Origin of the sequence: Micromonospora sp. WMMD1274 (assembly GCF_049179035.1) — a bacterium.
Taxonomy (GTDB): domain Bacteria; phylum Actinomycetota; class Actinomycetes; order Mycobacteriales; family Micromonosporaceae; genus Micromonospora; species Micromonospora tulbaghiae.
In genome coordinates, this window is record NZ_JBMHMG010000001.1 from 1510914 (window position 1) to 1525457 (window position 14544).

A 14544-nucleotide genomic window follows, 5' to 3' on the forward strand; every position below is an offset into this window, starting at 1 on the left:
GTCAGGACAGGCGGCGGCGGAGCTGCGCCATGTCCTCCGCGGGCAGCGCGTCGGCCACCAGCAGCCGGGGCAGCAGCTCCGGCTCCAGCATCGTGGCCCGGAACACCAGCGCCACAGTCACGTCGTGGTCGGGCCGGTGCACGATCTCGACCGGGTCCCCGGCGCCGACGCTGCCCGGCGTGATCACCCGCAGGTACGCCCCGGGCCGTACCTCCTGGGTGAACCGCTTGATCCAGCCGTGTTCGCCCAGCCACCCCTGGAACGTGCCGCAGGGGATGCGCGGGCAGGAGACCTCCAGCACCAGGTCCGGGCCGATCCGCCACCGCTCCCCGATCAGCGCGCCGTTGACGTCCAGCCCGCTGGTGGTCAGGTTCTCGCCGAAGCAGCCGTCGGCGAGCGGGCGGCCCAGCTCGGCCTCCCAGTGGTCGAGGTCCTCCCGCGCGTACGCGTAGACCGCCTGGTCGGTGCCGCCGTGGTGGGCGACGTCGTAGACCCGGTCACCGGCGAGCCCGACGTCGCCGGTGCCCTTGGGGCCGGGCGCGGTGACGGCGACGCGACCGTCCACGGGCCGCTTGTCGATGCCGGTGGCCCCGATCCCCTTCCACGGGTTCGGTTGCGGTCGGCCCACGTTGACGGAGATCACCTTCATGACGGTGACGGTATGCGGCCGGGCGTCGTACCGGCCAGTCCATTCCCGGGCCGGGTGGGCGGCGCGGCGGCGCGGCCTGCGTACGATGCGGGCCGGACATCCTCGTCGGGTGGTGGAGGTAGCCGCGGATGGCAGGCCAGCAGGACGGTTTCGCCCTCGGCGTGGACCTCGGCACCTCGAACACCGTGGCGGTGCTGCGCTGGCCGGACGGGCGGACCCGGCCGGTGCTCGTCGACGGCCACCCGATCCTGCCGTCCGGCGTCCACGCCGACGCGGACGGTCACCTGCACGTCGGGCGGGACGCGCAGCGCCTGGCCCAGGCCGACCCGGCCGGCTACGAGCCGAACCCGAAGCGCCGGGTCGACGAGGAGACGGTGGAGCTGGGCGGGCGGGCGTACCGGCCGGCGGAGCTGCTGGCCGCGACGCTGCGCGCGGTCGCGGACGCGGCGGTGGCGGCGGTCGGGATGCTGCCCCCGGCGGTGGTCACCCACCCGGCGGCCTGGACTCCGGCCCGCCGTCAGGTGCTGCACGACGCGCTGGAACTCGCCGGCTGGCCGGCCGCGGCCGAGCACACGCTGGCCGGGCCGATCGCGCCCGGCACCCGCCTGCTGCGCGAGCCGGTGGCCGCGGCGCGCTACTTCACGCAGGTGCTGCGCCGGCCGGTGCCGGTGGGCGGCTCGGTGGCGGTGTTCGACTTCGGCGGCGGCACGCTCGACGTGGCGGTGCTGCGCAACGAGGGCGCCGACCCGTGGGGCGACTCCGGTTTCCAGCTGGTCGCCACCGGCGGGATCCCCGACCTCGGCGGTCTCGACCTGGACGCGGCCCTGCTCGGACGGCTCGGCGAGCTGGTCGGCCCGGTCCACCCGCGCGAGTGGGCCCGGCTGACCGCTCCGGCGAGCACCGCCGAGCGGCGGGACCGCCAGCAACTCTGGGACAACGTGCGCGGCGCCAAGGAGATGCTGTCCCGGGCCATGGTGGCGCCGGTCGCCGTACCGGGGGTGGAGGCGGCGGTCCCGCTGTCCCGGGAGGACTTCGAACGCCTGGCCGCGCCGCTGCTGGCCCGGGCGGTGACGGAGACCCGGGAGGTGACCGCCGCCGCCGGGCTGCGCCCCGAGCAACTGTCCGGCCTGTTCCTGGTCGGCGGGTCGACGCGGGTGCCGCTCGTGGCCCGGCTGCTGCACGCCGAGCTGGGCATCGCGCCGACGGTGCTGGAACAGCCGGAGATGCCGGTCGCCGAGGGCGCGCTCACCGACCTGCCGCTGCCCCGGCGGTCCGGCCGTCCCGCCCACCCGGCGTCGGCACCACCCGCGCCGACCCGGCCCGAGCCGGCCGAACCCGCGCCCACCCCGCCCGGTTCGGCTGCGGACGCCACCGCGGCCACGGTCCCCGGCGGTGCGACGAGGCCGAACCCGACCGCGCCGTTCGGCGGAGCGGACGCGGCGCCCGCCGGTCCGCACGGCACGCTGGTCGCCGACGGGCCCGTCCCACCGACGTCCCCCACGAGATACGACGGCACGCCGCTCGCCGGGGGTCCGGTCCCGCACCCGAGGTACGACGGCACTCCGGGCGCCCCCGGTTTCGTGCCGGGGGCAGCGCCCGCCGCGCACCACGCCGGACCCGGCGTACCCGGGATGCCGCCGCCCCCGCCCGGTGGAGGATGGCCGCCGGCGGGGCCCGGTCCCCGCGTACCCGGGGCGCCCTTCTCCCCCGCCCCGGGCGGTGTCCGGCCCGGCGGCGGCCGGCCACGGCGCGGCCGGTGGGTCGCGCTGGGCGCGGGTCTCGTGGTCGTCGCCGTGGCGGCGGCGGTGCTGCTCTGGGTGTTCCGGGACCGGCACCCGGCGCTTGACTTCCACACCGCCGAGCTGGTGAGGACGGTGTCCGTTGGTGACGCGCGGCCGGACCAGATGTTCACCGCGACGCTCGGGGAACGCGCCTACCTGGTCCGTTCGCTGCCCGACGACCACCTGCACGTGACGGCCGTCGAGGCGGCCACCGGGAAGACGGTCTGGGAGAAGCGGACCGACGCGGCCGCGCAGCGGTGGGCGGGGATCCGGCCGCTGCCCGACGGGCTGCTCGTCCTCGGCGACGCCACCGGCAGCGGTACCCCGCGCGTGCTCGCGGTGCTCGACGGCGACTCCGGCAAGCAGCGCTGGCAGACCGATGTCGGCCGCGACGACACCCTGTACCTCGGGCCCGACACGATCGTCCGGCTGGACCGCACCGGCGAACGCCTGGTCGGGCTGCGGCTGGACGACGGCCGGCAGCGGTGGGAGCGGCCCAACCCGCGCACCGAGTACGGCGACGCGCGCACGAAGGTGGTACCGGTCGGCACCGGCGCGGCGCTGGACGGGCCCGGCAACGCCGAGGGCTCGCCGCTCGCCCCGTGGGCGGGGAAGGCGGACCGGCTCGTGCAGGTCGGCGCGGACCGGTCGGTCCGGGTCGTCGACATGCGCAGCGGGAAGATCCTCAAGGACCGGGGCAACGTCGCCGGGCTCGACGATCCGGTGGCCGCCCGCGACGACCGGCTGTACGTGGCGGAGAACGAGCGCGGCCTGCGGCTGCTCGCCTACGACCTGGGCGGTCTCGGCACGCCGAGCGTGCTGTACGAGGCGCCGGAACAGGGCGGCCGGGTGAAGGATCTCGTCACCTGCGGGGAGCGCCGCGTGTGCCTGCTGGAGACGCCCGGCAGCGGCGCCGACGACACGCGGGTGGTGGCGGCGACCGAGGGTGAGGGCACCCGGCAGTGGCCGGCACCGCGCGCCGAGTCGCTGGTGCCGGTCGGTGAGCACGTGCTGGCCGGGCGGGACTCGCCGGACGCGGTGACGCTGTTCGCGCCGGACGGCACGGCGGTGCTGCGCGACCGGGACGGGACGGCGGTCCGGTTGGACGCCGGCAACCTGCTGATCTTCTCCGAGGCGCCGAGCGCATACGAGGACGACCGCGTCCTCGCCGGGACGGCGGTGGACGGCAAACCGGTCGAGATGGGGCAGCTCAAGCAGATCCGCAGCGAGTCCTGCTCGTGGAACACCGAGATGCTGGTGTGCGGCGCGGAGAAGGAGTTCCGGTTGTACCGGTTCGCCGGCTGACCGGAACTGAGCTTGACAGCGATCGATGCCTCGGCTGGTGTGAACGGCAGAGAGATCGACGTTCGTCAGGAGGCCCCGTGTTCGTCCGACGACGGTGGACCGCACTCGCCACCACCAGCATCCTGATCGCCGCGGCGCTGGCCCATCCCGGGCCGGGCGCCGCCGCACCGCCCTCCCCCGCGATCACGCTCGCCCCCACCGAGACCGCGCTGGTCCGCGTGCGGCTCGCCGACCGGGCGCAGCTCGACCGCCTGGTCGCCGGCGGCGCCGACCTGGCCAACCGTCCCCGCTCGCGCGACGGCGAATGGACCGCCGACCTGGTCCTCACCGGACGGCAGCTCGCCGACCTCACCCGGCAGGGGGCCACCGCCGTGCAGGTGGTGCAGCGCGCCGACGACGGGGCCCGGCACCTGGCCGAGAGCCGCCGCGCCGCGCAGGAGCGCACCCGCGCCGGGCTGCGTACGAGCGGCGCCGCCGCTGTCGACACGCTCCAGTTCCTCCAGGCGTACTGGTGGACCACCGGCGGCCGGACGTTCCTCCAGGCCCAGGTCGCCACCACCGCCACCGACGACCCGGACGTGGAGATCACTGTGAGCTGGCGGACGGCCGACGGTGCCACCGGCTCGTTCCCGCTGTACCGCTTCGAGGACTCGGGCGAGTACCAGTACCACTACGCGCTGCCGCAGCCCGTGCCGAGCCGTCCGGTGCAGCTCACTGCCACCTCCACGCTGGGCGGCACGAGCCGGCCGGTGACGCCGTCGCTCTGGCCGAACGCGACCCCGCCGCCGCAGCCGGCCGGCTATCAGAAGGACTTCATCGACGCCTACCTGACGCCCGTCGACATCAAGGCGCGCATCGCCCGGCTCGGCCGCCAGTACCGCGACCTGGTGGACGTCATCGACCTGCCGAACAAGACCCAGGGATACCGCCGGACCGCCGCCGCCTACCTGGGCGACCCGGCGGCCGCCGCCGTGGTGGTGGAGTCGGTCCGCTTCGGCGACCAGGGCATGAACGGCGTGCAGGTACGCACCGTCGACCCGGGCCGGCCGAACCGGCCGCTGAACATGCGCTACCGGGACCGGGTGCTGACCATCTCGCTGGCCACCGACGGCGCGGGCAAGGTCACGAGCACCACCGACGACGTCGCCGCCCTGATCAACGCCCCGCGGGGCGCCCGCTTCCGGGCCACTGTGGAGGACGGCTCCGCCGGGCTGCCGATGCCGGTCACCGGGCCGGTGCGCCTCGACGACGGCTTGCAGGGCACCGAGGTGCCGGCCCGGCCGTGGACGGTGCAGGCGCTGCGGATCGGCAAGCACCGCGACGGCTCCCGGATCGGCGTGCTGGCGTACTCGCAGGAGCACGCCCGCGAGTGGGCGACCCCGCTCGTCACGCTGGAGTTCGCCGAGCGGCTGCTGGCGAACGCGCGTACCGACGCGGCGACCCGCAAGCTGCTGGAGCAGGTGGACGTGTTCGTCATCCCGACCGTGAACCCGGACGGCGCGAACTACTCGTTCCACGACTACAACTTCCAGCGCAAGAACCTGGTCAACCACTGCACCGGCGCCTCCCGTGACCCGAAGAACCGCACCATGTGGGGCGTCGACGTCAACCGCAACTACACGGTCGGATCCCTGTTCGACGGGTACGTGGGCGCGAGCGCCAACTGCCTGTCCGGCAACTACGCGGGCACGGCGGAGCTGTCCGAGCCGGAGAGCCGCAACGTGATCGACCTGGCCAAGGCCCACCCGAACATCAAGTTCGCGATGAACGTGCACTCGTACGGCGGCTACTTCATGTGGCCGCCCGGGGCGTACAAGGCCGACGGGCGGGTGACGCTGCCGCGCCCGTCGATCGACGAGTCGACACTCTTCCTGGGCAGCGCCCGGCGCATCGTGGGCGCGATCGCGGCCGAGCGCGGCACCGTCACCTGGCCGTCGCAGACCGGCCCGGTCGCCGACGTGCTCTACTCGGCGGCCGGCAACTCGGCCGACCAGCTCTACTACGAGCTGGGCATCTTCGCCTGGGACTTCGAGGTGGGCAACGACAGGTGGAACGAGGCCACCGGTCAGTGGGAGGGCGTCGGCTTCCAGCCGCCGTTCGACGAGGCGCACGCCGAGGCGCAGGAGTACGCCGGCGGCCTGGTGGAACTGGTGCGGGTCGCGCGCGACTACGCCGCCGGCAACCCGGTCCGGCGCTGACCGCGGCGGTCCCCGGCCGGTGGAGTCCGGCCGGGGACCGTCCGTCCGGCGCCGTGCCGGCCCGGTCGCGTCAGCTCGTGGCGCCGAGGTCGCGGAAGACGGCGAGCGCGCCCGGGTCGTCGATGGTCGCCGGGACGGGCTCGTCGCGCCCCTCCACCAGGCCCCGCATGGTGCGCCGCAGGATCTTCCCGGAGCGGGTCTTCGGCAACGCCGGCACCACAGTCACCCGGCGGAACGCGGCCACCGGGCCGATCCGCTGCCGGACCAGCGCGACCAGCTCCGCGGCGAGCGCGTCCGGGTCCACGTCGGCGCCGGCCTTGAGCACCACGTACCCGCTGGGCACCTGCCCCTTGAGCGCGTCGGCCACGCCGATCACCGCGCACTCGGCCACCGCCGGGTGCGTCGCCAGGACCTCCTCCATCGCGCCGGTGGACAGGCGGTGCCCGGCCACGTTGATGACGTCGTCGGTGCGGCCCATCACGTACAGGTAGCCGTCCTCGTCGAACCGGCCGCCGTCGCCGGTCAGGTAGTGGCCGGGGAACGTCGACAGGTAGGAGCGGACGAACCGCTCGTCGTCGCCCCAGAGCGTGGGCAGGCAGCCGGGCGGCAGCGGCAGCCGGATCACGATCGAGCCGTCCGTGCCGGGCGGCACGTCCCGGCCCGCGCCGTCGACCACGCGCACGTCGTAGCCGGGCACCGGCACCGACGGCGACCCGGGCTTGATCGGCAGCGGCTCCAGGCCGCGCGGGTTGGCCGCCACCGGCCAGCCGGTCTCCGTCTGCCACCAGTTGTCCACCACGGGTACGCCGAGCCGCTCCCCCGCCCAGGCCCAGGTGTCCGGGTCCAGCCGCTCACCGGCGAGGAAGAGGGTACGCAGCGCGCCCAGGTCGTACCGGTCGATGTGGCTGCCGTCCGGGTCCTGGCGGCGGATCGCCCGGATCGCGGTGGGCGCGGTGAACAACGCGGCCACCCGGTGCTCGGCGGCGACCCGCCAGAACGCCCCGGCGTCGGGGGTGCCGACCGGCTTGCCCTCGTAGAGCACCGTCGTCGCGCCGGTGAGCAGCGGCGCGTACACGATGTAGGAGTGGCCGACCACCCAGCCCACGTCGGAGGCGGCCCAGAAGACCTCGCCCGGCTCGATGCCGTAGACGTTGCGCATCGACCAGCGCAGCGCCACCGCGTGCCCGCCGTTGTCCCGCACCACGCCCTTGGGCCGGCCGGTGGTGCCGGAGGTGTAGAGGACGTAGAGCGGGTCGGTGGCGGCCACCGGCTCGCACGGCGCCGGTTCCGCGTCCGCCATCACCTCGGCCCAGGTCAGGTCGCGGCCCGGCACCAGCGGGGCCGGCTCCTGCGGGCGCTGCACCACCACGCAGCGCTCCGGCGCGTGCGCGGCCTCGTCGAGTGCGGCGGTCAGGATCGGGTGGTACGGCACCACCCGGTCGGCCTCGATGCCGCAGGAGGTGGCCACCACCACCTTCGGCCGCGCGTCGTCGATCCGGACGGCCAGTTCGTGCGCGGCGAATCCGCCGAACACCACGGAGTGCACCGCGCCGATCCGGGCGCACGCCAGCATGGCGACCACCGCCTCCGGGACCATCGCCAGGTAGAGCAGCACCCGGTCGCCCCGGCCGACGCCGAGACGGCGCAGCGCACCGGCGAACCGGGCGGTCTCGGCGAGCAGTTCGGCGTAGGTGAGGGTACGGACCGTGCCGGTCACCGGGCTGTCGTGGATCAGCGCGGGCTGGTCACCACGCCCGGCGGCGACGTGCCGGTCCAGCGCGTTGTGGCAGGTGTTCAGCACCCCGTCGGGGAACCAGCGGTACAGCGGCGCCGCCGAGTCGTCGAGGATGCGTTCCGGCGGGATGACCCAGTCGATGTCGGCCGCCGCGTCCCGCCAGAAGCCGGCCGGGTCGGCGATGCTCCGCTCGTACGCTGATCGATACGCGCCCATGCCGTCATGCTGCTCCGCGACGCCGGGCCGGCACGACGGCCGGGCGGGGCCGGTGCGCCGGAAGCACGCCCCGGCTCGCTGAACGGCCGCTCACGGCGGTGGGCGGTCGCCGGCCCGGCCGTTTCCGCCGGCCCGGACGGGGGTAGGGCGGGCACATGGAGACGAACACGAAGGCGTACCTGGTGGGCGGGCCCCGCGACGGCAGCAGCCAGGACGCGGACGGCAAGGCCCTGGTGGAGATCGAGATCGACGGGATGATCCACCGCTACATCCGGACCACCAAGCAGCACGGCGACGACGGCGTGGTCTACAACTACGACGGCATGGTGGCGCCCGGTGGCGGCGAGCCGGGCGTCGAGGACCCGGCGGCCCGGGTCGCGTCGCCGAAGGCCGACGAGCAGAGCTGAGCGCTCAGCCCAACGGGCGACGGATGAAGCCCGTGCGGCGGGGTAAGGCAGCACGGTCCTGGTGGAGCGACGACCGGTGTCGCGGCGTACCGCGGCCGGGCACGGGCGGGCGGCACGCATGCCGCCCGCCCGTGCGTCCCGCGGACCACCCCGGCAAACCGAGTTTGATCAATGACGGGCATCGACTAGCGTGCCCAGACGTGAAAACGAACCGGATCATCCCGATCCTCCTGACCTGTGCCGTGCTGGGCCTCGCCGCGTGCGGCGACGAGAAGCCCTCGACCACGGCCGGGCCGGCGGCCACGTCGGCCTCCGCGGCCCCCTCCACGGCGGCCCCCTCGCCGTCGGCGGCCGCCGTGAGCGACAAGGACCTCTGCACCGCCGCAGAGAAGATCAACAAGGACATGCGGACGAAGCTCATGGCCGTCGTGCAGGGGGGCGGCGACCTGACGAAGCAGACCGGCGCGATCCTGATCGAACTCGGCAGCCGGGTGACCGAGCTGGCCGGGACCGCCGGCGACGGCAAGGCGGCCACCGCCCTGAAGGAGTTCGGCGCGGAGGCCGGCAAGGCCGGCTCGGCCGCCGACCCGGGCACCGCTGCCGACAACCCCGCCATGGAGAAGGCCAGCAAGGACATCAACGCCGCCTGCAAGACGGCCGGCGCGCCGACCACCTTCTGAGGCCGACGCCCCGGGTCGTCCGTCCGGCGCGTACCGGACGGACGACCGGTGGGCTCAGTTGCCGGTCACCCAGTTCCAGGCGGAGACCACCCACTCGGTCTGCTGGAGATAGGCCACACCGACGCCGACCAGGAACAATGCGGTCACCAGGTGGGCGCCCCTGGCGCTGCGGCGCACCCGGCCGAACTGCCGCTCCAGGATCAGCCGGCCGAGCAGCCGGGCCAGCGCGAACAGGCCGACCGCGGTGAGCAGGCTGAGCACGAACGTCAGCAGCGGGGCGACCAGGTTGCCCCGGCCGGAGATCGCCCAGATGCCCCAGCACACGAACGCGAACAGCGCGCCGGCGGCGCTCAGCTCGCCGCCCTTGCGCGCCTGGGCCAGGTGCCAGCTCATCGGCCGGCGCGGCGCCGGCTCCGCCGCCCAGTCGCCGTGCTGCTCGACCGTGGGGAACTGCTCGGTGCGCGGCGTACGCGACGGGCGCGGCTGACCGACCGCCGCCACCCCGCGCTGGAACGCGTCCCGCTGCGGGGGCACCACCCCCGGCTGGGGCGGCACCTCCACGGTGCGCTCGGCCCACGGCTGTGTCTGGTCCGCCATCTTCCGTCCTCCCCCTCGACCGATACCGGCCTCCGTTCCGAGGGTAGCCAGCCCGCAAATAGGGTGCCGACCCCCGTCACCGTGCGATACACACGTGCCGTGACTGACGTGCTGGTATCCCGAGCCGAGGACTTCGACGACATCGCGGCGCTGCTGGCGCTGGCCTTCCACGGCGATCTCGACCCCGAGGTGCAGGCGCTGGAACGCCCGATCTTCGAGCCGGACCGGTCGCTGCTGGTCCGCGACGGCGGGACGGCGGTGGCCCACGCCGCCGCGTTCAGCCGCGAGCTCGCGGTGCCGGGCGCGGAGGTGCCCGCCGCGCACGTGACGATGGTCGCTGTCGCGCCGACGCACCGGCGGCGCGGCCTGCTCACCACGCTGATGCGCCGCCAGCTGCGGGACGTCCGCGACGCCGGCCGGGAGCCGATCGCGGTGCTCTGGGCCAGCGAGGGACGCATCTACCCCCGCTTCGGCTACGGGTCGGCGGCCCCGCGCTACGTCCTGTCCGTGGACACCACCGGCCTGCGGCTGCCCGCCCCGGCGCCCGCCGAGGGCAGGCTGCGTCTGGACCGTCCGGACGCGCACCGGGACGAGCTGGCCCGGCTGTACGAGCGGGTCCGCGCCGAACGTCCCGGCTGGTCCCGCCGCGACGAGCGCTGGTGGTCGTACGTGCTGGCGGACCTCAAGGCGCACCGGGGCGGCGCCACCGAGCGCCGGGTGCTGCTGCACGAGGGCGCCGACGGCCTCGACGGGTACGCGCTCTACCGGACGAAGGACAGCTCGTCGGCCACCGGGCCGCAGGCCGAGGTGCAGGTCGGCGAGGTGGTGGCGGCGACGCCGGAGGCGTACACGGCGCTGTGGCGGTTGCTGCTCTCGGTCGACCTGACCCGCCGGCTGTCGTTCCCGATCGCGGCTCTGGACGAGCCGCTGCTGCGGCTGGTGGACGAGCCCCGCCAGCTCTCCCCGCAGCTCGCCGACGCGCTCTGGGTGCGGGTGGTGGACGTGCCGGCCGCGCTCGCCGCCCGGCGCTACGCCACCGACGTGGACGTGGTGATCGAGGTCACCGACGAGCTGCTGAAGGAGAACACCGGCCGCTGGCGGCTGGTCGGCGGGCGCGACGGCGCGCAGTGCACGCCCACCACAGCCCCGGCCGGGCTGGCGTGTGACGTACGCGCGCTCGGCGAGCTGTACCTCGGCGGCGCGAACCCGTACGCGCTGGCCGCCGCCGGCCACGTCCAGGAGCTGATCCCGCACACGCTGACCGCGCTGACGCCCGCCTTCACCTGGCACCGCGCCCCCTCCCCCATGGAGGTCTTCTGACCGCCCCCGCCCGCTTCCCCCGTCGATCATGAAGTTGGCGGCGTGAACCGTCCGGTTCGTCCCGGCCAACTTCATGATCGCGCGACCCAGGGCGCGGGTGGGTCGGGGGCGGTACGGTCGGGGGATGGGTGAGGCGGAGCGACGGCGACGACGGCTGCGGCATCACGGCGAGGCCGGCACCCCGGCCGACGCCGACAGCACCGGCACCAGCGGGACCACCGCCAGCACCGCACCCGTACACGACGACGTGGTGTCCCGGCCCGCGCGCGGTGGCCGGCCGGGCGAGCCGGAGCCCCGGGGACGCCGCGCCGCCGCGCCCGCCGAGGAGGGCGAGCGCGGGCTGCGCGGGCTGGTCGGCTCCGGCTCGTCGCAGGTGAGCGTGACGGCCGCGCTGCGGGCACGCGACGCGGCCCGCCCCACCGAGGACGACCTCGCCGAGGCCGAACAGCGGGTGGTGCTCATCCGCCGCAACTGGGTGCCGCGCGAGGACCTGCCCCGCAACGGGCGGTGAACCCGGAGGGGTCCGCTCAGGCGGGCAGCTCGGGCAGGCGGCGGCTCTGCTCGTAGGCGGCCACCTGCTCGATGCGCCGGCTGTGCCGGGGGTTGCCGGAGAACGGCGTGGTCAGGAACGCCTCGACGAGCGCGGTGGCCTCGTCCAGCGTGTGCTGCCGGGCACCGATCGCGACGATGTTGGCGTCGTTGTGCTCGCGGGCGAGCTGGGCGGTGTCGACGCTCCAGGCGAGCGCCGCCCGGACGCCCGCGACCTTGTTCGAGGCGATCTGCTCGCCGTTGCCGGAGCCGCCGATCACCACGCCGAGGCTGCCCGGGTCACCGACCACCCGGTCACCGGTGTGCAGGCAGAACGCCGGGTAGTCGTCGTCCGGGTCGAAGACGTGCGGTCCCACGTCGACCACCTCGTAGCCCTGCTTGGCCAGGTGGTTGGCGAGGTGCACCTTCAACTCGAAACCGGCGTGGTCGGATCCCAGGTAGACGCGCATACCGCGCAGTCTGACAGGCCCGCGTCCGGGCCGGCGCGCGGGCGGCGACCCGGAGGCGGATTCGTCACACGGTCAGTGCGGCAGCTCGGCCACGACCAGGCCGGCCCGCGCCTTCGGGGTGAACCAGGTGCTCTTGCGCGGCATCTTCTCCCGGGCCAGGTTCACCGCGACGAAGTCGTCGACAGTCACCGGCGCGACGAGCACCGCCAGCTCGGCCCGGCCGGCGTCGACCTCACCGACGAGCCAGCTCGCCGGGTAGTCGCCGCCCACGTACGTGATCCGCTTGTCGCCCGGGTCGAGGCCCAGCGCGTCGCGCAGCAGCAGGCGCTCGACGAGCGCGTGGTCGAGGTTCTCCAGCCGGCCGGCGCCGACGTGCGGCAGCGTCACCGCGTAACCCCGGCCGCCCAGGTGGAGGTGCACGACGCCGCCGGTGGCCGGGACGTCGACCGGCCCGTGAACCGGGGTGACCTCCGCGCCCGCCGCGCGCAGCCGGTCGAGCAGCTCGTCCGGCGTGGTGGTCAGCTCGCTGACCAGCCGGTTGTAGGGCTGGATGGCGACCGACGCGGGCGTGGTGACCACCGCGAGGAAGCGCGGGAAACCGCCGGTCTGCGCGGCCAGGCTGCGGTGGTTGCCGTCCGCGACCACCAGATCCCCGCCGCCTGCCAGCGCGGTCAGTTCGTCCTGCGCCGGGCCCGGACCGAGCAGCCAGATCGCGTGCGTGCGGCCGGACTGGTCGACGTCCGTCGCGGCGGGCGCGCCGGCCGCGTCGGTCGCCGCCGCGAGCGCGGCGTGCAGCTCGTCGCCCTTGCCGGTCTGGAGCAGGAGTACGGGCGAGAGCAGGTGACCGAGCGCCTCGGCCAGGGCGACGCGCTCCCGCACCTTGGCGATGAACACGTCCTCGTTGCGGATCACCAGGCCCGGCTCGTCGGCGCGGGTGGAGATCTGGTCGGTGTCGACCATGGCCCACAGCCCGTACGCGCTCTCCTCGCCCGGCGCGCTGATCCGGTAGAGCACCATCACCTGCTCGGCCGGCGTGTAGCTGCCGTCCGCCTTCGCCTCGGCCAGGCGCGCCACGGCATCCGGCAGCGCGTCGAGGAAGGACTTCCCGAGGCTGCCGGGCGCCCGGTGGGGCATCTCGATGCCCAGGGCGCTGTGCGGATTCGCCTCGACGATGGAGGTGATCTCCGCGTCGTCGGCGAACTCGTCGTAGTTCTGCGCGCCGGTGCCGCCAGTGGTGATCCAGGCCCGGGCGATCGGATGCACGACCGTCATGTCCGCTGACGCTACCCGGGCCCCGATCGGCGCCGCCGCCGGACTCACCCGCTTACCACCAGGTGATAGCGACCAGCCCGGGACGGCTCAGGCGGTGGAGTTGCGGTGCCGGCCCGCGGCGGGGCGGCGCACCGGCGGGGCGGGGCGGGAGCCGGCGTTGAGGCGTACCGTCATCGCACCGACGGCGGCGCCGGACCGCGACGGCGCGCGGCCGGGCCGGACGGTCTCGCCCGGCGGTGTCATCCGCGAGGTGGCCACCACCCGGGCCACGCCGACCACGATCGGCGGGGCCAGCAGGTCGGCCACCTCGGCCGGGCCGGCCGGCCAGTGGCTCTCGGTCACCGACCAGTACGTCGCACCGGAGTCCTCGGTCGCCTGCTGCGGCGCGTCGTCGGACATGCGGCGGTGCTTGGCCATGGGAACGCCTCCAGGAGCTGCCGTGCTGCGGCCCCCGCGGGCCGTCGGCTGGGACACCCGGTGAAACGAGCCCCGCACCGGCCCGGTGACGGGCGGTGCGGGGCCCGGGCGCGTCACGTCCCGCGCTCAGTCGAAGATCGGACCCTGCTCCCGGGTGCGCTTCAGCTCGTAGAAGCCGGGGGTGCCGGCGACGAGCAGCACGCCGTCCCAGAGACGGCCGGCCGCCTCGCCCTTCGGCGCCGGGGTGATCACCGGGCCGAAGAAGGCGACCTGACCGCCGTTCGGACCCGGGGCGTGGATCACCGGGGTGCCCACGTCGGTGCCGACCGGCCGCATGCCCGCCTCGTGGCTGGCCCGCAGCGCCTCGTCGTACTGGGTGGACCCGGCCGCGTCGGCGAGCGCCGGGTCCAGGCCCACGTCGGTGAGCGCGCCCACCAGCATGTCCCGGCCCAGGCCCTCCTTGCCGAGGTGGATCCGGGTGCCCATCGCGGTGTAGAGCTTCGCCAGCGCCTCGGCGCCGTGCGCCTGCTCGACGGCGATGCACACCCGCACCGGGCCCCAGCCGTCGCGCATCAGGTCCCGGTACTCCTCCGGCAGTTCCCGGCCGTCGTTGAGCACGGACAGGCTCATCACGTGGAACCGGATGTCCACGTCCCGGACCTGCTCGACCTCCAGCAGCCAACGGGAGGTGATCCACGCCCACGGGCACAGCGGGTCGAACCACATGTCCGCGGTGACACGTTCGGTCACGGTGTTTTCCCTTCACGACATCGTCGCGCCGGGGACCCGGCGCGGTCACCTCCGATCCTCACCCCGTACCCCGGCGCCCGGTACCGGAATGAGAGCGTGACCTCGACCACCGAGAGCGGTCCGTGCATGGAAGACTCGGTCTTCGACGGGCCGTCACGAGCGGCCGGGGGAGAACCGGCGCCGCGGGGCGCGGCGAGACGAGTGGGATGGAGACGAACA

General features: G+C 74.9%; 13 protein-coding genes. 6 read left to right on the forward strand and 7 right to left on the reverse strand.

Annotated elements, in window-relative coordinates; all coding sequences use genetic code 11:
• Position 1 precedes the first annotated feature (1 nt).
• Positions 2-649: an MOSC domain-containing protein gene (locus tag ACN27D_RS06655; RefSeq protein WP_421498770.1), complete on the reverse strand. Its 648-nt coding sequence runs from the start codon at positions 647-649 to the stop codon at positions 2-4.
• A gap of 128 nt (positions 650-777) precedes the next feature.
• Between ACN27D_RS06655 and ACN27D_RS06660 the strand changes: the two genes are divergently transcribed.
• The gene (locus tag ACN27D_RS06660) at positions 778-3735 is read left to right on the forward strand and encodes an Hsp70 family protein (RefSeq protein ID WP_421498771.1); all 2958 of its coding nucleotides are present in this window, start codon (positions 778-780) and stop codon (positions 3733-3735) included.
• A gap of 77 nt (positions 3736-3812) precedes the next feature.
• Complete coding sequence (locus ACN27D_RS06665; protein WP_421498772.1) at positions 3813-5933, forward strand: M14 family zinc carboxypeptidase; 2121 nt, start codon at positions 3813-3815, stop codon at positions 5931-5933.
• Positions 5934-6003: 70 nt separating this feature from the next.
• Here the strand turns inward: ACN27D_RS06665 and ACN27D_RS06670 are convergent, their stop codons facing one another.
• Positions 6004-7884 carry a propionyl-CoA synthetase gene (locus ACN27D_RS06670; protein ID WP_421498773.1) on the reverse strand — a complete coding sequence of 627 codons (1881 nt, stop codon included), beginning with the start codon at positions 7882-7884 and terminating at the stop codon, positions 6004-6006.
• Between the two features lie 155 nt (positions 7885-8039).
• Between ACN27D_RS06670 and ACN27D_RS06675 the strand changes: the two genes are divergently transcribed.
• Positions 8040-8291: a hypothetical protein gene (locus tag ACN27D_RS06675; RefSeq protein ID WP_421498774.1), complete on the forward strand. Its 252-nt coding sequence runs from the start codon at positions 8040-8042 to the stop codon at positions 8289-8291.
• A 200-nt stretch (positions 8292-8491) separates the two neighbouring features.
• The gene (locus tag ACN27D_RS06680) at positions 8492-8971 is read left to right on the forward strand and encodes a hypothetical protein (RefSeq protein ID WP_421498775.1); all 480 of its coding nucleotides are present in this window, start codon (positions 8492-8494) and stop codon (positions 8969-8971) included.
• Between the two features lie 54 nt (positions 8972-9025).
• Here ACN27D_RS06680 and ACN27D_RS06685 read toward each other — a convergent pair whose 3' ends face one another.
• On the reverse strand, positions 9026-9568 hold the full coding sequence (locus tag ACN27D_RS06685; protein ID WP_120573593.1) for a hypothetical protein: 543 nt from the start codon (positions 9566-9568) through the stop codon (positions 9026-9028).
• 99 nt (positions 9569-9667) lie between these two features.
• Between ACN27D_RS06685 and ACN27D_RS06690 the strand changes: the two genes are divergently transcribed.
• Both ACN27D_RS06690 and ACN27D_RS06695 read left to right on the forward strand, forming a co-directional pair.
• Entirely contained in the window at positions 9668-10888 is a 1221-nt protein-coding gene (locus ACN27D_RS06690) for a GNAT family N-acetyltransferase (protein ID WP_244933215.1), read from the forward strand.
• 124 nt (positions 10889-11012) lie between these two features.
• Entirely contained in the window at positions 11013-11399 is a 387-nt protein-coding gene (locus ACN27D_RS06695; protein ID WP_421498776.1) for a hypothetical protein, read from the forward strand.
• Positions 11400-11415: 16 nt separating this feature from the next.
• Here the strand turns inward: ACN27D_RS06695 and ACN27D_RS06700 are convergent, their stop codons facing one another.
• From ACN27D_RS06700 to ACN27D_RS06715, 4 genes are all read right to left on the reverse strand, one after another.
• Positions 11416-11886, reverse strand: coding sequence for a ribose-5-phosphate isomerase (locus tag ACN27D_RS06700; protein WP_358175155.1), 471 nt, complete (start codon positions 11884-11886; stop codon positions 11416-11418).
• A 72-nt stretch (positions 11887-11958) separates the two neighbouring features.
• Positions 11959-13158 (reverse strand): DUF1015 family protein, encoded by a 1200-nt coding sequence (locus tag ACN27D_RS06705; RefSeq protein ID WP_358175152.1) that lies wholly within the window; start codon positions 13156-13158, stop codon positions 11959-11961.
• A gap of 87 nt (positions 13159-13245) precedes the next feature.
• A complete protein-coding gene (locus ACN27D_RS06710) occupies positions 13246-13575 on the reverse strand; it encodes a hypothetical protein (RefSeq protein WP_421498777.1) in 330 nt (109 codons plus the stop codon).
• 126 nt (positions 13576-13701) lie between these two features.
• Positions 13702-14325 (reverse strand): disulfide bond formation protein DsbA, encoded by a 624-nt coding sequence (locus tag ACN27D_RS06715; protein ID WP_421498778.1) that lies wholly within the window; start codon positions 14323-14325, stop codon positions 13702-13704.
• Positions 14326-14544 lie beyond the last annotated feature (219 nt).

Coding starts and splice junctions, on each gene's coding strand:
- ACN27D_RS06695 (WP_421498776.1), top strand. CDS start 11,013: ATGGGTGAGGCGGAGCGACGGCGACGACGGCTGCGGCATCACGGCGAG.
- ACN27D_RS06660 (WP_421498771.1), top strand. CDS start 778: ATGGCAGGCCAGCAGGACGGTTTCGCCCTCGGCGTGGACCTCGGCACC.
- ACN27D_RS06710 (WP_421498777.1), bottom strand. CDS start 13,575: ATGGCCAAGCACCGCCGCATGTCCGACGACGCGCCGCAGCAGGCGACC.
- ACN27D_RS06685 (WP_120573593.1), bottom strand. CDS start 9,568: ATGGCGGACCAGACACAGCCGTGGGCCGAGCGCACCGTGGAGGTGCCG.
- ACN27D_RS06700 (WP_358175155.1), bottom strand. CDS start 11,886: ATGCGCGTCTACCTGGGATCCGACCACGCCGGTTTCGAGTTGAAGGTG.
- ACN27D_RS06655 (WP_421498770.1), bottom strand. CDS start 649: ATGAAGGTGATCTCCGTCAACGTGGGCCGACCGCAACCGAACCCGTGG.
- ACN27D_RS06705 (WP_358175152.1), bottom strand. CDS start 13,158: ATGACGGTCGTGCATCCGATCGCCCGGGCCTGGATCACCACTGGCGGC.
- ACN27D_RS06675 (WP_421498774.1), top strand. CDS start 8,040: ATGGAGACGAACACGAAGGCGTACCTGGTGGGCGGGCCCCGCGACGGC.
- ACN27D_RS06670 (WP_421498773.1), bottom strand. CDS start 7,884: ATGGGCGCGTATCGATCAGCGTACGAGCGGAGCATCGCCGACCCGGCC.